Source organism: Streptomyces sp. HUAS TT7 (assembly GCF_051550175.1).
Lineage (GTDB): Bacteria > Actinomycetota > Actinomycetes > Streptomycetales > Streptomycetaceae > Streptomyces.
This window is the reverse complement of sequence record NZ_CP196175.1, coordinates 2,707,605-2,727,908: the sequence shown is the minus strand read 5'-3', so window position 1 is coordinate 2,727,908 and position 20,304 is coordinate 2,707,605. Positions and strand designations below refer to the sequence as shown.

The 20,304-nt window shown below is 71.1% G+C and carries 17 protein-coding genes; 11 read left to right on the top strand and 6 right to left on the bottom strand.

The features are described from left to right. Positions 1-18 precede the first annotated feature (18 nt). Positions 19-777, bottom strand: a complete 759-nt coding sequence (locus ACSHXC_RS12060; RefSeq protein ID WP_438291576.1) for a PaaI family thioesterase — start codon at positions 775-777, stop codon at positions 19-21. Between the two features lie 127 nt (positions 778-904). On the opposite strand from ACSHXC_RS12060, the gene ACSHXC_RS12055 reads away from it, so the two are divergent. After that, the gene (locus ACSHXC_RS12055; protein ID WP_438296544.1) at positions 905-1,363 is read left to right on the top strand and encodes a DinB family protein; all 459 of its coding nucleotides are present in this window, start codon (positions 905-907) and stop codon (positions 1,361-1,363) included. Between the two features lie 9 nt (positions 1,364-1,372). On the opposite strand, the gene ACSHXC_RS12050 is transcribed toward ACSHXC_RS12055, so the two are convergent. Genes ACSHXC_RS12050 through ACSHXC_RS12040 form a run of 3 tightly spaced genes read right to left on the bottom strand, consistent with a single transcriptional unit; the run spans position 1,373 to position 6,432 of the window. Next, positions 1,373-2,524: a DUF1266 domain-containing protein gene (locus ACSHXC_RS12050; RefSeq protein WP_438291575.1), complete on the bottom strand. Its 1,152-nt coding sequence runs from the start codon at positions 2,522-2,524 to the stop codon at positions 1,373-1,375. 60 nt (positions 2,525-2,584) lie between these two features. Continuing rightward, positions 2,585-4,432 carry an ABC transporter ATP-binding protein gene (locus ACSHXC_RS12045; RefSeq protein ID WP_438291574.1) on the bottom strand — a complete coding sequence of 616 codons (1,848 nt, stop codon included), beginning with the start codon at positions 4,430-4,432 and terminating at the stop codon, positions 2,585-2,587. Further along, positions 4,429-6,432, bottom strand: coding sequence for an ABC transporter ATP-binding protein (locus ACSHXC_RS12040; RefSeq protein WP_438291573.1), 2,004 nt, complete (start codon positions 6,430-6,432; stop codon positions 4,429-4,431). The genes ACSHXC_RS12045 and ACSHXC_RS12040 overlap by 4 nt, the downstream gene beginning before the upstream one ends. A 214-nt stretch (positions 6,433-6,646) precedes the next feature. Between ACSHXC_RS12040 and ACSHXC_RS12035 the strand changes: the two genes are divergently transcribed. Genes ACSHXC_RS12035 through ACSHXC_RS12020 form a run of 4 tightly spaced genes read left to right on the top strand, consistent with a single transcriptional unit; the run spans position 6,647 to position 10,299 of the window. Next, positions 6,647-7,549, top strand: coding sequence for an ABC transporter ATP-binding protein (locus ACSHXC_RS12035; protein ID WP_438291572.1), 903 nt, complete (start codon positions 6,647-6,649; stop codon positions 7,547-7,549). Then, complete coding sequence (locus ACSHXC_RS12030; protein WP_438291571.1) at positions 7,546-8,337, top strand: ABC transporter permease; 792 nt, start codon at positions 7,546-7,548, stop codon at positions 8,335-8,337. The genes ACSHXC_RS12035 and ACSHXC_RS12030 overlap by 4 nt, the downstream gene beginning before the upstream one ends. Before the next feature lie 59 nt (positions 8,338-8,396). After that, entirely contained in the window at positions 8,397-9,665 is a 1,269-nt protein-coding gene (locus ACSHXC_RS12025; RefSeq protein ID WP_438296542.1) for a sensor histidine kinase, read from the top strand. Further along, a complete protein-coding gene (locus tag ACSHXC_RS12020; protein WP_438291570.1) occupies positions 9,655-10,299 on the top strand; it encodes a response regulator in 645 nt (214 codons plus the stop codon). Before ACSHXC_RS12025 ends, ACSHXC_RS12020 begins: the two co-directional genes overlap by 11 nt. Before the next feature lie 21 nt (positions 10,300-10,320). On the opposite strand, the gene ACSHXC_RS12015 is transcribed toward ACSHXC_RS12020, so the two are convergent. Beyond that, positions 10,321-10,899: a methyltransferase family protein gene (locus ACSHXC_RS12015; RefSeq protein WP_438291569.1), complete on the bottom strand. Its 579-nt coding sequence runs from the start codon at positions 10,897-10,899 to the stop codon at positions 10,321-10,323. Positions 10,900-11,075: 176 nt separating this feature from the next. Next, a complete protein-coding gene (glgX, locus tag ACSHXC_RS12010; protein WP_438291568.1) occupies positions 11,076-13,331 on the bottom strand; it encodes a glycogen debranching protein GlgX in 2,256 nt (751 codons plus the stop codon). A gap of 142 nt (positions 13,332-13,473) precedes the next feature. On the opposite strand from glgX, the gene ACSHXC_RS12005 reads away from it, so the two are divergent. From ACSHXC_RS12005 to ACSHXC_RS11980, 6 genes are all read left to right on the top strand, one after another. Continuing rightward, positions 13,474-14,703, top strand: a complete 1,230-nt coding sequence (locus tag ACSHXC_RS12005; protein WP_438291567.1) for a L,D-transpeptidase — start codon at positions 13,474-13,476, stop codon at positions 14,701-14,703. Between the two features lie 246 nt (positions 14,704-14,949). Then, positions 14,950-16,191 (top strand): L,D-transpeptidase, encoded by a 1,242-nt coding sequence (locus ACSHXC_RS12000; protein ID WP_438291566.1) that lies wholly within the window; start codon positions 14,950-14,952, stop codon positions 16,189-16,191. An 85-nt stretch (positions 16,192-16,276) separates the two neighbouring features. Further along, entirely contained in the window at positions 16,277-17,044 is a 768-nt protein-coding gene (locus tag ACSHXC_RS11995; protein WP_053726203.1) for an enoyl-CoA hydratase/isomerase family protein, read from the top strand. A 287-nt stretch (positions 17,045-17,331) separates the two neighbouring features. Further along, complete coding sequence (locus ACSHXC_RS11990; protein WP_189963864.1) at positions 17,332-17,835, top strand: ATP-binding protein; 504 nt, start codon at positions 17,332-17,334, stop codon at positions 17,833-17,835. A gap of 399 nt (positions 17,836-18,234) precedes the next feature. After that, entirely contained in the window at positions 18,235-19,056 is an 822-nt protein-coding gene (locus ACSHXC_RS11985; RefSeq protein WP_438291565.1) for a polysaccharide deacetylase family protein, read from the top strand. Further along, a complete protein-coding gene (locus ACSHXC_RS11980) occupies positions 19,056-20,249 on the top strand; it encodes a YncE family protein (RefSeq protein WP_438291564.1) in 1,194 nt (397 codons plus the stop codon). The genes ACSHXC_RS11985 and ACSHXC_RS11980 overlap by 1 nt, the downstream gene beginning before the upstream one ends. Positions 20,250-20,304: the final 55 nt, after the last annotated feature.

Here is a 20,304-nt window from a genome sequence, read left to right as displayed (position 1 = left end):
ACGCAGCGGTGCGGCCCCCTACACCCTGGGGTCGACCCACAGCGACGTCGCCACCGCGCACAGGTCGCCCGAAGCCGAGGCAAGGGCCACGCCCATGTGGTGTTTGCGGCCTTCCTCGGAGCGGAGCCAGGCGTACGAGATGAGCCGCTCGCCCACCCCCACCGGGCGGAACAGGGTCGCCGTGAGGGAGGCCGTCACCGCGCCGGGGCGCTGGGTGCCGAGGAGGCGGCCCGCCGCGTTGCCCGGGCAGTCGAGCGCGCCCCACACCAGCTCGGGTGGCAACATGCCCTCCGCGTCGGCGAGTTGGGGACCAGGGGTCCAGGCCGTGGCCACCAGGGCGCGGCCGGGGACCGGGCCGCAGTGCTGGCGCAGGCCCGTGTCGGGCGTGCGGTCCAGGCCGCAGCCGAAGCAGTCGACGCTGCCGGACGGCGGCGCGGCCCGGTAGGCCTCGGCCGCGGCCGACGCCTCGGCCCACGACGGCGCCTCGGGCGCCTCGACGCTCTGCTCGGCCGGGAGGGCGAAGGCAAGCACCTTCTCGCCGGAGGTCAGCTCGGCGCCGCCGTCCGCGGTCTCGGCGAGCCGCACCGGCACACCTGTCGGCACCGGCTGCCGGAAGTCCACCCGTACCGTCTTCGGTTGAGGTCTCCCCTGCTCGAACGCAGTTGAGAGCTTGGGGAACGCCCGCCCGGCGAGCACGCCCGCCACATAGCCGCCGAAAGCCACCCCCGGGTACCCCTGGAGGTGGGCCGGAACCGTGATCGTCTCCATGGCTGTCATGACCGCCACCTCATCACACCGGCCCAGTGAGCGGGTATGTTCGAGCCGCCAAGCCAGCACACCGCGAGGAGCGCCACCCGTGACCGACCACCGCATAGGCCCGCCCCACTTCGGCAGCGAGCGCGAGATGCTGCGCGCCTTTCTCGACTACCACCGCGCGACGCTGGCCATGAAGTGCGAGGGACTCGGCGACGAGGAACTGCGCAGCCGGTCGATGCCGCCGTCCACGCTCTCGCTGCTCGGCCTCGTACGGCACATGGCCGAGGTCGAACGGACCTGGTTCCGGCGGGTCTTCGAGGACCAGGACATCCCGATGGTGTGGTCGGACAAGATCGACTTCCAGGCGGCGTACGACGCGAGCAACTCCACCAGGGCCGAGGCGTTCGGGGCCTGGGAGGCCGAGGTCGAGCACTCCCGGCGGATCGAGCGCGAGGCCGAATCCCTCGACCTCGCGGGCCACCAGCCGCGCTGGGGCGAGGACGTGTCGCTGCGCATGGTGATGCTGCACATGATCCACGAGTACGCCCGCCACAACGGCCACGCCGACCTCCTGCGCGAGGGCATCGACGGAACCGTGGGGGCCTGACGGCCGCGCTCAGCGCCAGGGGATGTTCCGCCAGGGGCTGGCCTCGTGCTCGGTCAGGATCCGGTGCGCGTCGACGTTCTGCCGGTAGTAGCGGCCGTAGGACTCCTCGTCGAAGCGCAGCACCCGGCCGAGCGCGTACCCCGCCGAGAAGTCCTCCCACGAGCGGTACGCCGACCTGCTGAGCGCGCCCGCGTGCACGATCGCCTGCTCCGCCTCGTGCGGGGTGCAGAACCGGGCAGAGAGCCCCCAGCGTGCCAGGTTCACGGCTCGCCCGTAGTCGTAGGCGACGGTGGTGGTGACCCGGCCGTCCGGCGCGAGCAGCCCGTCCGCCCGGAACCGGGCCTCGTACCGGATGATGCGCCGCACCAGCTCCTCGATGTCCTTGACGGCACCATGGCCGACGCCGATGTCCTGGGCGTGCCCGGCGGCCGTCTCGCGCCACAGATCGACGGGCGGCGCCTCGTCGAGACCGGCCCGCAGCTCCTCGCGCACGCGGAGTACGAAGTCGGGCTCGGCCGGGCTGTTGCGCGCGTCCAGCAGGAAGTCCAACTGCTGCTGCCAGCCCGCCCGGTCGGTGATGTCCCAGGACTCGCGGAGCATCCGGAGCTCGCTGGTGTACTCCTGATAGACCGAGCCCACCTCGTTCCACGGCACATCGTTGCCGACCGCCAGATGCGCGCCGCAGGCGAGGCCGTACGCGAGCGGTCCGCGCAGCGCGCCGTGCCGCAGGCCGATCAGCCGGTCGGGACGCTCGACCTCCTCGTGGAGCCGGCGCCACAGGGCCAGGTGGTCGGCGGCGGTGGGCAGGAACAGCTGGGCCGGCGTGCCGGCGTTGACCGCGAGCAGCGTCCCTGCGTCCAGGAGGCCCGAGTCGGCGATCCACTTGAGCGAGACCCCGTGGAACACCCAGTCCGGATGCCACGGCGGCAGCATCCCCCGGGTCAGCACCGGCTTGCACAGCCAGCCCGACGCGTCCCGGTAGGCGGGCCAGCGGATCAGGTCTGGCCGCGCGTCGACCTCGGCCTTCGGCGCGGCGATGTAGAGCTCCTCGCGGGCGAGCACCCGCAACTGCGCCGTCACATCGCCGCGCAGCCCCGCCGAGTGCAGCAGCCACTCCGTCTCCGTAGGCGCCGCCCAGTTGGTACCCGTCCCCGTTGCCACGCCCCGATCCTACGAACTCCCTTCCGGTCGCCACGCGGCAGGTACCGGGAAACCCACAGGTCAGGCCAGGCTGTCCCGCCAGGCGCGGTGCAGGTCGGCGAAGCGGCCGGTGCCCGCGATCAGGTCGGCGGGGGAGCCGTCCTCGACGACGCGGCCGTGCTCCATCACCAGGACCCGGTCCGCGATCTCGACCGTGGACAGGCGGTGCGCGATCACCACCGCCGTACGCCCCTTGAGGACGGTGTGCATGGCGCGCTGTACCGCCCGCTCGCCCGGGATGTCGAGGGAACTGGTCGCCTCGTCGAGGATCAGGACGGCGGGGTCGGCGAGCAACGCCCGTGCGAAGGCGACGAGTTGGCGCTGCCCGGCCGAGATGCGGCCGCCCCGCTTGCGTACGTCGGTGTCGTAGCCGTCGGGCAGGCCCGCGATGAAGTCGTGCGCGCCGATCGCCTTCGCGGCCTGCTCGATCTCGTCCCGGGTGGCGTCCGGGCGGCCGATCGCGATGTTCTCGGCGACCGTGCCGGAGAACAGGAACGCCTCCTGGGTGACCATGACGACCCCGCGCCGCAGATCCCGTACGGACAGCTCGCGCAGATCCGTGCCGTCGAGCAGCACGTGACCAGCCGTCGGATCGTAGAAGCGGGCCAGGAGCTTGGCGAGGGTGGACTTGCCCGCGCCCGTCGAGCCGACCACGGCGACGGTCTGGCCCGCCGGGATGGTCAGGTCGAAGCGGGGCAGCACCTCGCCGCCGGTCCGGTAGCCGAAGCCGACCTGCTCGAACTCGACGCGGCGGCCCGGGAGTCCGGCCTTCCGCTCCGGCAGCGCGGTCGGCTGCGCGGGCTCCGGGACGGACGGGGTCTGGGCCAGCAGCCCGGCGACCTTCTCCAGCGAGGCCGCGGCCGACTGGTAGGAGTTGAGGAACATGCCGAGCCGGTCGATCGGGTCGTACAGGCGGCGCAGGTACAGCACCGCGGCCGCGAGCACACCCAGCTCCAGGTCGCCGTCCGCGACCCGGGTCGCGCCCCACAGCACCATCGCCGCGACCGCCGTGTTGGCGACGAGCCGGGAGCCCACCACGTAGCGCGCCATCTCCAGCATCGCGTCGCCGTTCGTCCGCTCGTGACGGCGGTTCAGCTCCCGGAACTCGGCGTCGTTGGCCCGCTCGCGCCGGAACGCCTGCACCGGCCGTATGCCGTTCAGGGTCTCCGCGAACTTGACGATCACGGCGGCGATCGCGGTGGACCTGGCCGCGAACACCGCGCCCGCGCGGCGCTGGTAGAGGCGGATCAGGAAGTGCAGCGGAACGTAGGAGGCGACCGCGACCGCGCCGATGCCCCAGTCCAGCCAGAGCAGCATCGCGCAGATGTAGACCGCGGAGAGGATCACCCCGATCAGCTCCTGCAAGCCCTCGCTGAGCAGCTCCCGCAGCGATTCGACGTCGGTGGTGGACCGCGAGATCAGCCGTCCCGAGGTGTACCGCTCGTGGAAGTCCACGCTCAGCGCCTGCGCGTGCCGGAAGATCCGCCCGCGCAGATCGAGCAGCACGTCCTGGTTGACCCGGGCGGAGGTCTGAATGAACGCGTACTGGAAGAACCCGGAGGCCAGCGCGGACACCAGATACCCGGCGCCCACCGCGATCAGCGGCCCGTAGTCGTGCGCGCGGAACGCCGGCACGCCCCGGTCGATGGCGTACGCGACGAGCAGCGGGCCCGCCTGGGCCGCGGCCTGCTGCACGACGAGCATCAGCGTCGCGATCACCACCCGTCCGCGCAGCGGCCGCAGCAGGGCCCTGAGCAGCGCGCCGGTCGCCCCCGGAGGCGCGGGCAGCTCGTCGCGATCGAAGGGATCGTCGACAGCGGGCGCCCCCTGTTCCCCGGTGGCGGTCTCCTCCCCGACAGTCGTGGTCATCGCCCGTCCTCCCCCTTGCCGTCATGACGTTCTTCGGCGCCCGACATCAGCCAGGCGTATTCGGCGTTGCCGCGCAGCAGTTCCTGGTGCGTACCGACGGCGGTGATCCGTCCGCCCGACAGCAGGGCGACCCGGTCGGCGAGCATCACGGTGGACGGGCGGTGGGCGACCACCAGCGCGGTGGTGTCCTGAAGCACCCGCCGCAGCGCCGCCTCGACCAGCGCCTCGGTGTGGACGTCCAGGGCCGACAGCGGGTCGTCGAGGATCAGGAACCTCGGCCGCCCCACGACCGCCCGGGCCAGCGCGAGCCGCTGCCGCTGCCCGCCGGACAGGCTGAGCCCCTGCTCCCCGACCTGCGTGTCCACGCCCTGCGGCAGCCGCCGTACGAACTGGGCCTGCGCGATGTCCAGCGCCCGCTCCAGATCGTCCGAACTCCCGCCGCCCATCAGGACGTTGTCCCCCACGGAGGCCGAGAAGAGCGTGGGCTCCTCGAACGCGACGGAGACCAGACCGCGCAGCCGCTCCCGCGACATGAGCGCGATGTCCTCCCCGTCGAGAGCGATCCGCCCCCCACCGACCTCGTGCAGACGCGGCACGAGCGCGGTGAGCGTGGTCTTCCCGGACCCGGTCCCGCCCACGAGCGCCATCGTCTCGCCCGCCCGTATGTGCAGATCGATCCGGGAGAGGACCGGTGAGGTGCCGGGGGCAGCGTCGGGATAGCGGAACATGACCTCCTCGAAACGGATGCCGAGGTGGTCCGGCGGCGGTTGCGCGGTACTGCCGTGCGGCGCCCCATCGGTGCCGCGGAGCGCCACTTCAGCCCGTTCCGGAGACGCACTGATCAGCGCAGAATCAGCCCCTGGGGGTACCCCCAGGACGGAGTCCTTGGGGGAGTTCGAGGAGCGGGGGTCCGAGGGCGGAGCCCCCGGCGCACGGTCCGCGGACGAAGAGGCGGGAGCGGGGTCCGGGGCGGAGCCCAGGAGGTTCGGGGAGGCGGCACCCTCGGTCTCCTCGGGGACGTCCATCGCTTCGAAGAACCGCACCGTCGCCGTCGCGGACTCCTGGCTCATCGCCAGCAGGAAGCCGATCGACTCCACCGGCCACCGCAGGGCCAGCGCCGTGGACAGGAACGCCACCAGCGTTCCGGCCGAGAGCTCCCCGTCGGCCACCTGCACCGTGCCGAGCACCAGCGCCGCGCCGATGGCGAGTTCGGGGATCGTGGTGATCAGGCCCCAGAGCCCGGCGAGCAGCCGAGCCTTGGCGAGCTCGGTGCCGCGCAGCCGCCGGGAGAGTTCGCGGAAGGCCAGCGCCTGGCTGCGGTGCTGCCCGAAACCCTTGATGATCCGGATGCCGAGCACGCTCTCCTCGACGACCGTCGTCAGGTCGCCCACCTGGTCCTGCGCCCGCCGGGCGACCAGCGAGTACCGGGTCTCGAAGACCGAGCAGAGGACCACCAGCGGGATCACCGGGACGAGCAGCACGAGCCCGAGGCTCCACTGCTGCGACAGCAGGATGGCGAACCCGGCCAGGATCGTCACCCCGTTGACGACGAGGAACGTCAGCGGGAACGCCAGGAACATCCGCAGCAGCATGAGATCCGTGGTGCCGCGCGACAGGAGCTGGCCCGACGCCCACCGGTCGTGGAAGGAGACCGGAAGCCGCTGCACATGCCGGTACAGATCGGCCCGCATGTCCGCCTCGACGCTCGCGAGCGGCCGCGCCACCAGCCACCGCCGGAACCCGAAGAGCGCCGCCTCCGCCACCCCGAGCAGCAGCAGGTACAGCGCGCCGAGCCACACCCCGCCGGGGTCGTGGTCGGCCACCGGCCCGTCCACGATCCACTTCAGTACGAGCGGGATCACCAGACCGAGACAGGAGGCGACGATCGCCACAAATGCCGCACTGAACAGGCGAGTTCGCACGGGGCGTACATACGGCCAGAGCCTGAGGAGCGAGCGCGTGGCCGACGGGTCCTTGGTAGCTGCATGTGTATCGGGCATCGTTGCCGAGCCTACGGACGGCCACTGACAGTGCCCACCGAGTTTCGGACGGGCCCCACTGGTCCGCTGGTCCTAGGACCGGCAGGGCGGCTCGGGGGCGCCGTTCCGGGAGCGGGCGCGCAGGGGGTCGTACCGGCCATCAACCGATCGGTTGATGCGCGGTCGAGCGCGATGGGCGATGTGGCGGACCCCCGCCGAACGGGATTCTCAAGCCATGGCAATCATCGAAGTCACCGGAGTGCGCAAGGCATACGGCCGCAGGTCCGCTGTCGACGGCGTCAGCTTTGCCGTCGAAGAGGGCGAGATCTTCGGCATCCTCGGCCCCAACGGCGCCGGCAAGACCACCACCGTCGAGTGCGTCGAGGGGCTCCGCGTCCCGGACGCCGGGGTGATCCGGGTGGCCGGCCACGACCCGGTCGCCGACCACGACGAGGTGACCCGCATCCTGGGTGCCCAGCTCCAGGAGAGCGAGCTCCAGCCCAAGCTGACCGTGCGCGAGTCGCTCGAACTGTACGCCGCCTTCTATCCGAACCCGGCCGACTGGCGCCCGCTCGCCGAACGCCTCGGACTCGGCGAGAAGCTGAACACCCGCTTCGCCAAGCTGTCCGGCGGACAGAAGCAGCGCCTGTTCATCGCGCTCGCCCTCATCGGCAACCCGCGCGTCGTGGTGCTCGACGAGCTCACCACCGGCCTCGACCCGCGCGCCCGCCGCGACACCTGGGCGCTGATCGAGGACGTACGCCGCAGCGGAGTCACCGTCCTGCTGGTCACCCACTTCATGGAGGAGGCCCAGCGCCTCTGCGACCGGGTCGCCGTGATCGACAAGGGGCGGATCGCCGCCCTGGACACCCCCTCCGGGCTGATCCGGCGGGCGGCCGGCTCCACCGTCATCTCCTTCACCCCCTCCGCTCCGCTCGACGACTTCGCCCTCACCGAGCTGCCGCAGGCCGCGGCCGTGGAGGAGAAGCACGGCCGGGTGACCATCCACGGCACCGACGAGACCGTCAACGCCGTGATCACCCTGCTCGCCCGGCACCACATCACCGCCCACCAACTCCGCGTCTCCGAGGCGACCCTCGACGACGCGTTCCTGGACCTGACGGAGGCCTCGGCATGACCACCACCCTCACCCCGCCGCGCCCGGCCCGGGCAGCCCGCACCTCCCGTACGGCCGCTGTCGCGGTACTGAAGACCGAGACCAGGCTGTTCCGGCGCGAGCCCGCCGGACTCTTCTGGATCATGGTGTTCCCGACCGTCCTCCTGGTAGTGCTCGGCTCGATCCCCGGCTTCCGCGACCCGGACAAGGCGCTCGGCGGCATCCGCTTCGTCGACGCCTACGTCCCCGTCGCCGTACTCCTCTCCATGATCATGGCGGGCCTCCAGGCCATGCCGCCGGTCATCACCGGCTGCCGCGAGCGCGGCATCCTGCGCCGCATGTCGGTCACCCCCGTCCGCCCGTCCGCCCTGCTCGGCGCCCAGATGGGGCTGCACGGCGTGGCCGCCCTGATCTCCGCCGCCCTCTCCATCACGGTGGGCCGGCTCGCCTTCCACGTGGCGCTGCCGCACCAGCTCTTCGGGTACGCCCTCGCCCTGCTGCTCGCCGTCCTGAGCGCGCTCGCCCTCGGCGCCCTGATCTCCGCCCTCTCCCGCACCTCGAAGGTCGCCAACGCCATCGGCTCCGCGGTGTTCTTCCCGATGATGTTCAGCGCGGGTGTCTGGCTGCCCGTCCAGGCCATGCCCGACACGCTGGGCCGCATCGTCGAGCTGCTGCCCTTCGGTGCCGCCGCCCAGGCCCTCAACGAGGCCGCGGCCGGCAGCTGGCCCGGCTGGGACCACCTCGGGATCCTCGCCCTGTGGACCGTGCTCCTCTCGGCGGCCGCGACCCGCTGGTTCCGGTGGGAATGACAGCCGTGTCCTTCTGGGGCGGCTCCGGTGACGGCTTCGGCGTGGACGAGACTGGGGCCATGAGCAACGGGGTGAGCACGGAGAAGCCGGATCCGGTGGAGGAACGCTGGGAGGCATTCCACCGCTGGGGCCCCTATGGACTCCTCTTCATCGGCTGCCTCGCCGCCGCGGCCACCGCCGACCTGGTGATGAGCACCGCCGACCGCTGGGCCGCCGCAGCCCTGGCCGGCGGCGCCCTGCTGCTCCAGCTCTGCTGGGGCCGTCTGCGCCGCACCCGGCCGGGACCGAGCGCGGCCGGAGCCGTCTACTACTTCCTGCGCTGGGCCATCGCCTTCGCGCTCACCTGGCTCAACCCGTTCTTCGCGTTCTACGCCGTCGTCGGCTACTTCGGCGCCCAGGCGGTGCTGCCCCGGCGCCTGGTGAAGATCGGCCTGTTCGCGACCGCGGTGATCATGGCAGGCTCCCAGTCCGGCGGCCTTCCGCCCAAGGGCTCCATGGGGTGGGTGGTGTTCGGCGCCGTACTCGCCATCAACTGCGTACTCCTCACCGTGTTCAGCCATCTCGCCGCCCAGGAGGACGAGCGGGCCCGTGTGCAGATCGCGACCATCGACGAGCTGGAGACCACCAACGCCCGGCTCCAGCAGGCCCTCGACGAGAACGCCGCCCTGCACGCCCAACTCCTGCTCCAGGCCCGGGAAGCGGGTGTCGCCGACGAACGCCGCCGGCTCGCCGCCGAGATCCACGACACCATCGCCCAGGGCCTGGCCGGCATCATCGCCCAGCTCCAGGTGGTCACCAGCAGCACCGACCCCGACCTGGTACGCGAACACCTCGCCAGCGCCCAGTCGCTCGCCCGGCACAGCCTCGGCGAGGCCCGCCGCGCGGTGCAGAACCTCAGCCCCCTCGACCTCGAACACGACGCCCTGCACAAGGCGTTGAAGAGAACCGTCGCCGAATGGGGCACCCGGCACCAGGTCCGCGCCGACTTCACCGTGACCGGTACCGCCGTACAGCTCCACGACGAGATCGAGGCCACCCTGCTCCGCATCGCCCAGGAGGCCCTCGCCAACGCGAGCCGCCACGCCCACGCCTCCCGTGTCGGCGTCACCCTCTCCTTCATGGGCGACGAGGTCTCCCTCGACGTCCGCGACGACGGCCGGGGCTTCGACCCGCTGAGCCTGCCGGCCCGCTCCGGCACCGGCGGCTTCGGCCTCGACGGCATGCGCGCCCGGGCCGAACGCATCGCCGGCACCGTCACCGTGGAAACGGAGCCCGGCCATGGCACCGCGGTCTGTGCCCGCGTACCGTTGGTCCCCCATGACCACTGACGCCACCATCACCCTCCTGATCTGCGACGACCACCCCGTAGTGCGGGACGGTCTGCGCGGCATGTTCGCCTCGGCCGACGGCTTCGAGGTCCTCGGCGAGGCCACCAACGGCGTCGAGGGTGTCGACCTCGCCGAGCAACTCGACCCGGACGTCGTCCTGATGGACCTGCGGATGCCCGGTGGCGGGGGAGTGGCCGCGATCGCCGAGCTCACCCGGCGCGGGCTGCGCTCCAAGGTCCTCGTCCTCACCACCTACGACACCGACTCGGACACCCTCCCCGCGATCGAGGCGGGCGCCACCGGCTACCTCCTCAAGGACGCCCCGCGCGAGGAGCTGTTCACCGCCGTGCGGGCCGCCGCCGCAGGCCGCACGGTGCTCTCCCCGGCGGTCGCGTCCCGCCTGGTCACGGCGGTCCGCACGCCCGCCGTCCCCGCCGGCGAGCCCCTCTCGGGCCGTGAGCGCGAGGTCCTCGCCCTCGTCTCCAAGGGCACCTCCAACCGGGAGATCGCGCGGGCCCTGTTCATCAGCGAGGCCACGGTGAAGACCCATCTGACGCACATCTACGGCAAGTTGGGCGTCAAGGACCGGGCGGCCGCGGTGGCGGTGGCGTACGACCGGAAGATCCTGGGCTGACCGAAGTCCGGCGCGCCGCCCTCACCAGACCCCGGGTATCAGCCGTGGCGTGGTGGCCGCGTACTCCGTGTACGCGGTGCCCAGCGCCTCGGAGAGGAGCTTCTCCTCCACGTGGATGCGGTAGCCGAGCGCCAGCGCGCCGCCCGCCGCGAACACCAGGAGCGCCGCCGCGTTGTCGTACGTCACCCCGAGGGCGAGCCCGGCCAGCGCGATGCCGCTGTACGCGGGATGGCGCACCCAGCGGTACGGACCCGACCGCACCACCTGGTGGTCCCGCTGGACGTGGACCGTGCCCCGGAAGAAGCGGCCCAGGGCGACGATGGCCCACAGCCGCAGGCCTATTCCGGCCCAGGCGACGATCAGCACCGCCAGGCGGGCCGCCGTCGAGGTGGTCGAATAGTCCAGCGCGGGCGTGGCGCGGGCGATCGGGTGGGCCGCCCAGCCGGCCGCGCCCAGCGCCACGACGAAGAGCAGCAGGCTGCGCCACTCGGTGCGCTCGGTGGGCGCGCTGCTCAGCAACTGGCGTGCCTGGAGGGCCAGTTCGCAGGCCAGCCACGCGTACAGGGTGATCCGCAGGACCAGCTCGATGTCGTCGTACATGCCGCACCACTCCCTCGTCGCCCGCCGACGGCTCCGGCACGTTCGACGATCGCAGCCGGGGTGGGTGGAGCGGATCGGCCCGCGGGTGGACCGTCGGGTGGAGATTTCCACCGCGCGCCCCTGGCCGCCTCCACCCTGTCTCCACCCGGCCCGGCTCCTCCGCCCGGGGCCCCGCCCTACCCCGCCACCTTCAGCACCAGGACCGACCGGGCCGGCAGCGTCACCGTCTCGCCGCCCCGGTGCACCCGCCCCGGCGCCTCGGCCTGGTCCTCCTCCGAGGTGTCCACGACCAGCTCGTACGAGGCGGCCCACGGCGGCCCCGGCAGCACGCAGCTCTCCGGACGGTCCGCCGAGTGCAGCAGGATCAGAAAGCTGTCGTCGGTCACCGGCGCGCCCCGCGCGTCGCGCCCCGGGATGTCGCGGCCGGACAGGTACAGGCCCAGCGTCGCGGTGGGCGCGTACCAGTCCTGCTCCGTCATCTCCTCGCCCCGCGCGGTGAACCACGCCAGGTCCCGCAGCCCGTCCGCGCCCTGTGCCCGGCCGGAGAAGAAGGCGCGGCGGCGCAGCACGGGGTGGCGGTGCCTCAACTCGACGAGCCGGGCGGCCAGTTCGAGCAGCCCGCGCGGCCCCGGCTTCTCCAAGAGCGACCAGTCGACCCAGCTCACCTCGCCGTCCTGGCAGTACGCGTTGTTGTTGCCGCCCTGGGTGCGGCCCATTTCGTCGCCCGCGACCAGCATCGGCACGCCCGTCGACACCAGCAGGGTGGTGAGCAGGTTCCGCAGCTGGCGCCGCCGCAGCGCGTTGATCCGGGGGTCGTCGGTCTCACCCTCCACCCCGCAGTTCCAGGCCCGGTTGTCGTTGGTGCCGTCCCGGTTGCCCTCCCCGTTCGCCTCGTTGTGCTTGCGCTCGTACGACACCAGGTCGCGCAGTGTGAAACCGTCGTGCGCGGTCACGAAGTTGATCGACGCGTACGGACGCCGGCCGCCCCAGGCGTACAGGTCGCTGGAGCCCGAGAGGCGGTAGCCGAGGTCGCGCACGTCCGGCAGCGCGCCCCGCCAGAAGTCCCGTACGGCGTCCCGGTAGCGGTCGTTCCACTCGGTCCACAGCGGCGGGAAGGAGCCCACCTGGTAGCCGCCGTTGCCCACGTCCCACGGTTCGGCGATCAGTTTCACGCGGCGCAGCACCGGGTCCTGGGCGATCACCGCGAGAAAGGGCGACAGCATGTCGACGTCGTGCATCGAGCGGGCGAGGGCCGCCGCCAGGTCGAACCGGAAGCCGTCCACCCCCATCTCGGTCACCCAGTAGCGCAGCGAATCCGTGATCAGGCGCAGGACATGTGGCTGGACCACATGGAGGGTGTTGCCGCAGCCCGTGTAGTCGGCGTATCGGCGGGCGTCGGACTGGAGGCGGTAGTAGCCGCGGTTGTCGATGCCGCGCAGGGACAGCGTCGGCCCCAGCTCCCCGGCCTCTGCCGTGTGGTTGTAGACCACGTCGAGGATGACCTCGATGCCGGCCGCGTGCAGCGCCCGCACCATCCGCTTGAACTCGCCGACCTGCTGCCCCGCGGTCCCGGTCGCCGAGTAGCCGGCGTGCGGGGCGAAGTACCCGATCGAGTTGTAACCCCAGTAGTTTCGAAGGCCGCGCCGCAGCAAATGGTCCTCGTGCGCGAACTGGTGCACCGGAAGCAGCTCGACCGCCGTCACGCCGAGCCGCACCAGATGGCCGATCGCCGCCGGATGCGCGAGCCCCGCGTACGTGCCGCGCAGCGGCTCGGGGATCTCCGGGTGCAGCCGGGTGAAGCCGCGCACGTGCAGCTCGTAGATGACCGAGTCGGACCAGGGCGTCTTGGGGCGGCGGTCGTCCGCCCAGTCGTCGTCGTCCTGCACCACCACGCCCTTGGGGACGTGCGGCGCCGAGTCGCGGTCGTCGCGCACGGTGTCGGCGACCTGCTGCTGCGGCCAGTCCCGGACGTGCCCGTACACCTCGGGCGGCAGCACGAAGTCGCCGTCCACGGCGCGCGCGTACGGGTCGAGCAGCAGCTTCGCCGGGTTCCAGCGGGCCCCCGTCCACGGGTCCCAGCGCCCGTGCACCCGGAACCCGTACCGCTGCCCGGGGCGTACGCCCGGCACGAAGCCGTGCCAGATCTCATGGGTCAGTTCGGTCAGCGCGAGCCGGGTCTCGGTGCCCGCCGCGTCGAAGAGGCACAGCTCGACCGACTCGGCGCCGCCCGCCCACAGCGCGAAATTGGTGCCCGCGACGCCGTCCGGGCCGACCCGGAAGCGGGCGCCGAGCGGGGTCGGCGAACCCGGCCAGACAGGGGGGCGCAGAGCCCCCGGTTCACCCCGGTGGCCGTTCACCTTCCGGTGCCCCTCCGCGCCGGGCGCGCCCTGCGCGGCACCCCGCACTGCCCTCTGCTCGGCTGCGCTCGACACCTGACGGCCTCCCGCGGCTCGGCGCAGGGGCAGCACGCGGCGTCCCGGCCGCGGCTCCCCTTGCGTGTCCCTGCACCTGTTCTTCCCGCAACAGCCCTCGTACTCACGTTTCCCCCGGCGGGGGGCGGTCGTTGGGCGGGGCGTGAGAGACGTACTGAAGCGGGCAGGGGCGGGCACGGCCGCCGCCCTGGCATGGGCAGGACTGACGGCGGTCCTGGTGACCACGCTGACCGGGTGCTCGGGCGGCACCCTGGACATCGGCGACATCGGGGGCAAGCCGTTGACGCCGAAGGAGGCCATTCTGGTGACTCCGGACGACGGGGCCAAGGCGGTCACGGCGGACCAGAAGGTGGAGGTGCGGGTGCCGGCCGGGCGCCTGGAGCGGGTCAAGATGATGAAGACCGAGGACGCGCAACCCGAGGAGGTGCCGGGGAAGATCGCCGCGGACGGGCTGACGTGGACGCCGAGCGGCGGTGCGCTTCAGCTGGCCGCGCTGTACACGGTGGACACGGTGGCGCTCGACGGCCACGGCCACCGCCAGGCTCGCCACACCAGCTTCACCACGCTCGTCCCGGAGCACCGGTTCATCGGCTACTTCAAGCCCGAGAACCGCTCCACGGTGGGCGTCGGCATGATCGTGTCGTTCAACTTCAACCAGGCGATCAAGGACCGGGCGGCCGTCGAGCGCGCCATCACGATCACCTCCCAGCCTCCGGTGGAGGTGCGGGGCCACTGGTTCGGCAAGGACCGGATCGACTTCCGGCCCGAGAAGTACTGGGTGCCCGGCACCAAGGTCACCATCGACATGCACCTGCGCGACGTGGTCGCGGCGCCCGGCGTCTACGGCATCCAGGACAAGACGGTCGCCTTCACCGTCGGGCGCGACCAGGAGTCCCTCGTGGACGCCGAGGCACACACCATGGAGGTGCGGCGCGGCGGCGAGCTCGTCTCCACGCTGCCGATCTCCGCGGGGTCGCCGAAGAACACCACGTACAACGGGAAGATGGTCGTCACCGAGATGTACGACGTGACCCGGATGAACAGCCAGACCGTCGGCTTCGGCGGCGAGTACGACATTCCGGACGTCCCGCACGCCATCCGGCTGACCAACACCGGCACCTTCCTGCACGGCAATTACTGGGCACCCTCCAGGACCTTCGGCAACTCCAACACCAGCCACGGATGCGTCGGTCTGCGCGATGTGAAGGGCGGCAGCTCGGACACCCCGGCGGGCTGGTTCTTCGACCGCACCCTCATCGGCGACATCGTCGAGGTCGTCAACTCCCATGACCGCCAGGTCGCTCCCGACAACGGGCTCAGTGGCTGGAACCTGGACTGGGCGAAGTGGAAGGCGGGGTCCGCGATCTCCTGAATTCTCCCCATCCCTCGAAATCCCTCGAACGAACGGCCCCTGACCGTTCCCGGTTAACCCACCGGGAACGGTTTCTGTGTTTCACCTGAGAGTTCCAGGACAAGTTGGGACTGAACGGTGACATAGGAGGGGAGGTCGGGGCCTGTTCGGTGTGATTATCTAGCGCCGTGCGTGCGCGAGGACGTGCGCGGGGGTGAGTGAGTACGGGCGGTGGCGGGGCCACGCCGTGCGAGGGGAGAAAAAGTCTTGAACGGGCAGCCTATTTCGGGGGCTTCGGCCGCGGCCGGACGGCGCGGTCGCCGGGGCAGCGCACTGCTGGCCCTCCTCTTCGGGGCGATGCTGCTCCTCGTCACCGCCTGCGGCGGGGGCGACGGTTCCAGCTCCAAGGCCAAGGCGGGCGGCGGCGCCGCCGAGGACACCAAGGCCTCCGAGGCCGTCGTCACCATCGCGCCGGCGGACAACGCCAAGGACGTGGCCACCAACGGCGCGCTGAAGATATCCGCCGACAAGGGCAAGCTGTCCGCCGTCACCGTGGCCGACAGCAAGGGCAACGCGGTCGCCGGGAAGATATCCGCGGACGGCCTCGGCTGGGCCCCGGACCAGCACCTCGCCTCCGCGACGCAGTACAAGGTCCACGCGGTCGCCAAGGACGACAAGGGCCGCGAGTCTGCCAAGGACACCACCTTCACCACCCTCGTGCCGACCAACACCTTCATCGGCCAGTACGTGCCCGAGGACGGCTCCACCGTCGGCGTCGGCATGCCGGTCTCCGTCAACTTCAGCCGCGGCATCACCAACCCGGACGCGGTCGAGAAGGCGATCACCGTGACGGCCGAGCCGTCCGTCCCGGTCGAGGGCCACTGGTTCGGCAACGACCGCCTCGACTTCCGCCCCGAGAAGTACTGGGCGCCCGGCACCAAGGTCACCGTCAAGTTCAACCTCGACGGTGTCGAGGGCCGCCCCGGTGTCTACGGCAAGCAGACCCGCACCATCCACTTCACCATCGGCCGCTCGCAGGTCTCGACCGTGGACGCGAGCGCCCACACCATGAAGGTGGAGCGCGACGGCAAGCCCCTGAAGACCATCCCGATCAGCGCGGGCTCCCCGGCGAACACCACGTACAACGGGCAGATGGTCATCAGCGAGAAGTACGAGGTGACCCGGATGAACGGCGCCACCGTCGGCTTCGGCGGCGAGTACGACATCAAGGACGTGCCGCACGCGATGCGTCTGTCGAGCTCCGGCACCTTCATCCACGGCAACTACTGGGGCGACCCGTCGGTGTTCGGCTCGGCCAACACCAGCCACGGCTGCGTCGGTCTGGAGGACGCGCGCGGTGCGGGCGACCCGTCCACGCCGGCCGCCTGGTTCTACAACAACACCCTGATCGGCGACGTGGTCGTCGTGAAGAACTCCAAGGACAAGGTCATCCAGCCCGACAACGGCCTCAACGGCTGGAACCTCTCCTGGGCGGAGTGGACCAAGTAAGTCCCCGAGTGACGCTCCCCAACGGGCCCGGGCTGTGAGCAACAGCACCGGGTCCGTTGTCGTTAGTGACCGTTAACCTGCCTCCATGACTGTGAACCTCGAAGTTTCCGAAGGCGTCGGCACCATCCGCCTGGACCGCCCCCCGATGAACGCCCTCGACATCGCGAGCCAGGACAGACTGCGCGAGCTCGCCGAGGAGGCGGCCCGGCGCGAGGACGTGCGGGCGGTCGTCCTGTACGGCGGCGAGAAGCTGTTCGCGGCGGGCGCGGACATCAAGGAGATGCAGGCCATGGACCACGCGGCGATGGTCGTACGCGGCCGGGCGCTGCAGGACTCCTTCACCGCCGTCGCCAAGATCCCCAAGCCGGTCGTCGCGGCCGTCACCGGCTACGCGCTGGGCGGCGGCTGCGAGTTGGCGCTGTGTGCCGACTTCCGCATCGCCGGTGAGAACGCGAAGCTCGGCCAGCCCGAGATCCTGCTCGGCCTCATCCCGGGCGCCGGCGGCACCCAGCGCCTCGCGCGCCTGGTGGGCCCGTCCAAGGCCAAGGACCTCATCTTCACCGGCCGCCAGGTGAAGGCGGACGAGGCGCTCGCCATGGGCCTGGTCGACCAGGTGGTGCCGGCCGCCGAGGTGTACGAGCGGGCCGTCGCCTGGGCCGCGCGGCTCGCGCAGGGCCCGGCCATCGCGCTGCGCGCCGCCAAGGAGTCCATCGACGCGGGTCTGGAGACGGACATCGACACCGGCCTCGCCGTTGAACGCAACTGGTTCGCGGGCCTGTTCGCGACCGAGGACCGCGAGCGGGGCATGCGCAGCTTCGTCGAGGAGGGCCCGGGCAAGGCCAAGTTCCTCTGAGCGCACGGGAGTTGATGGGGGCGGGGTCAACGGCGGCTGTACATGTGGGGGCGGTGTGTACACCCTGTGGGGGGATTAGCACAGCCTTAAGGGCACCTTAAGGAAAACCCCTTCGGAACGCTTGGTGATCAAGCAAACGCATCACGTCATCGCAGGTCAGAGTGGGTGCATTGGGGCATCGGCTGCCCCCGTCATATGCCAAATCGAGCCTCCGGAACGTCAGGTTCTGGAGGCTCGATTCCTTCGGAACGGCCCCGGGGGCCGTTCCGGGCCGCCATGATGGTGCCATGGCGGGGCTGGAGGGTGTGGAACAACCGGCGCAGCGTGTGAGTGCGACCGCGGCACGGTGGATGCCGTCCGCCGACGACGAACTGGCGCTGAAGGCTCTGGAGTTGTTCGGGAATCCGACGGAGGAAGAAGTCCGGCTGCCCTCGCGCCCGGAGTCCGCCGCCACGGCCCGCCGCATCACGCAGTCCGTCGTCCTGCGTCAGTGGGCGCTCTCGCCGACGCTCGCCGAGCACGCGGTGCTCCTCGTCTCCGAGCTCGTCGGCAACGCGGTACGGCACACCGGGGCCCGCGTCTTCGGGCTGCGCATGCTGCGCCGCCGGGGCTGGATCCGGATCGAGGTCCGCGACCCCTCGCGCGGACTGCCCTGCCTAATGCCGGTGCACGAGCTCGACATCAGCGGCCGGGGGCTCTTCCTCGTCGACAAGCTCTCCGACCGCTGGGGCGTGGACCTGCTGCCGCGTGGCAAGACCACCTGGTTCGAGATGCGGGTCGCGGACCGCTGAGCCGCGGAAGGAATCCTGCCGAATCACAGAAGCCCCCTGGCTGCCGGATACGGCGCCGCGGGGGCTTCTGTGGAGCGCCGTGGATCTGGGGGGGTGTGATCCACGACGACTGAAGACGACCTGGCCCGGGTCAATGGGGGTCGTGGCTCCGACTATGACAGATGGGCGGCCCATCATCAAAAGTCCCTAGTCGGACATAACGGAACGAACTATCACAGTTTAGCTGTGAATCGTAGGTGAGCTAGAGCACGCGCCTTCCAAAGCATGAATAAATATCGAAGCTGATGAGTGAATCGGCGACTCGGGCGCCTTTGATCGGCTTCGGTCGGGCGCGACCCGCAGAGGTCCTGAAATGGGTCAATCGTTACCAACCGCCCCTCGCCCTACTTAAATGTCCATGTGCCGAATCCATCACCCCGTGCGGTCGACCGCCGCAGCGCCCTGCGGGCCGGGGCGGGCGCGGCCATCGTGGGGGCGTTCACGGCAGGCTGTTCGGACGACAAGGCGGGCGAGCAGCCGGCCGACTCTCCGAAGCCCCAGCCGTCCGCCTCCGCGGCGGTCGCCGCCCCCGCCCGCCCCAAGGCCCCCCGCCCCGCACCGGCTCCCCGCGCCTTTCCCGGGCAGCCGGTCCAGATCAGCAGCGGCCCCCGGACCCGCCCGCAGGTCGCGCTCACCTTCCATGGCCAGGGTGATCCCAAGATCGCCACGACTCTGCTCGGTGAGGCCGAGAAGGCCGGTGCCAAAGTCACCGTCCTCGCCGTCGGCAGCTGGCTCGACGAGCAGCCCGCGATGGCCCGCCGCATCCTCGACGGCGGCCACGAGCTGGGCAACCACACCCAGCACCACATCGACATCGGCGCCCTGGGCGAGGCGGAGGCGTACGCCGAGATCACCGGCTGCGCGGACCGGCTGCGCCGGCTCACCGGCTCCATCGGTACGTGGTTCCGGCCCTCCCGCGCCCAGTACGCGACACCGCTCGTTCAGAGACTGGCCCGCAAGGCGGGGTACCCGCACGTCCTGTCGTACGACGTCGACTCGCTCGACTTCACCTCGCCCGGCGCCTCGGCCGTGACCCACAACGTCACCGGGCAGATCCGCAACGGATCGGTGGTGAGCCTGCACTTCGGCTATGCGGACACGGTCGCCGCGCTGCCCGCCCTACTCGCCGAACTGGAACGCCGCCGACTGCGCGCGGTCACGACCACGGAGCTGCTGACCTGATGCCGACCGCAACGAAGGCCGTAACGAAGAGGATCACCGTGCTGCTCTCGGCAGCCCTGCTAGCGGCGCTGGCCGGCTGCGGATCGGGTGCCGACCACAAGGACGAGGCGATCGGCACCAAGGAGGCGGTCCCGCCCGCGGTCGCCAAGAAGGCCGTGCCTCAGGGCCTGCCCGGGATGCCGCCCGTCCTGGACCCGAAGGACGCCTATGCCGCGGACCGGCCGAACGCCCTCCAGCCGACCGTCAAGAACTTCCTGCCGCGCGTGTACGTGCCCAACACCAACTCCAACACGGTGTCCGTGATCGACCCGGCCACGTACAAGGTCATCGAGACGATCCCGGTCGGCCACCAGCCGCAGCACGTCGTGCCGTCCTGGGACATGAAGACGCTCTGGGTCAACAACGACCTCGGCGACTCGCTCACCGCCATCGATCCGGCGACCGGCAGGACCGGGCGCACCGTCCAGGTCTCGGACCCGTACAACCTCTACTTCACGCCGAACGGCAAGTACGCCGTCGTGATGGCCTCGAAGGACCGCGAGCTCGTCTTCCGCGACCCGGTCACCATGAACCGGGTCAAGACCGTCCCGGTGACCTGCGCGGGCGTCAACCACGCCGACTTCTCCATGGACGGGCGGTACTTCATCGTCTCCTGCGAGTTCTCCGGCGAGCTGCTCAAGGTCGACACCGAGAAGATGGAGGTCATCGCCCACCAGAAGCTGCCCTTCGACGGGGCGATGCCGCAGGACGTGAAGATGTCCCCGGACGGCAAGACCTTCTACATCGCCGACATGATGGCGCACGGCATGTGGGTCCTGGACGGCGACAGGTTCACCACGCCGAACCTGCTGCCCACCGGCAAGGGCTGCCACGGCCTCTACATCAGCCGCGACTCCAAGGAGATGTACATCTCCAACCGGGGCGAGGGCACCATCTCCATCTTCGACTTCACCAAGAACAAGCTCACCAAGAAATGGGAGCTGCCGGACGGCGGCAGCCCCGACATGGGCGGCGTCTCCGCCGACGGCAAGGTGCTCTGGCTGTCCGGCCGCTACAACTCCGAGGTGTACGCCATCGACACCGCCACCGGCAAGGAGCTGGCTCGCATTCCGGTCGGCTCGGGCCCGCACGGCCTCGCCGTCTACCCGCAGCCCGGCCGGTACTCGCTCGGCCACACCGGCATCTTCCGCTGAGCGGCAGCGCGAGCGGGGGTGGGTGCCCCGGGGTCCGCCGGCCCCGGGGCACCGC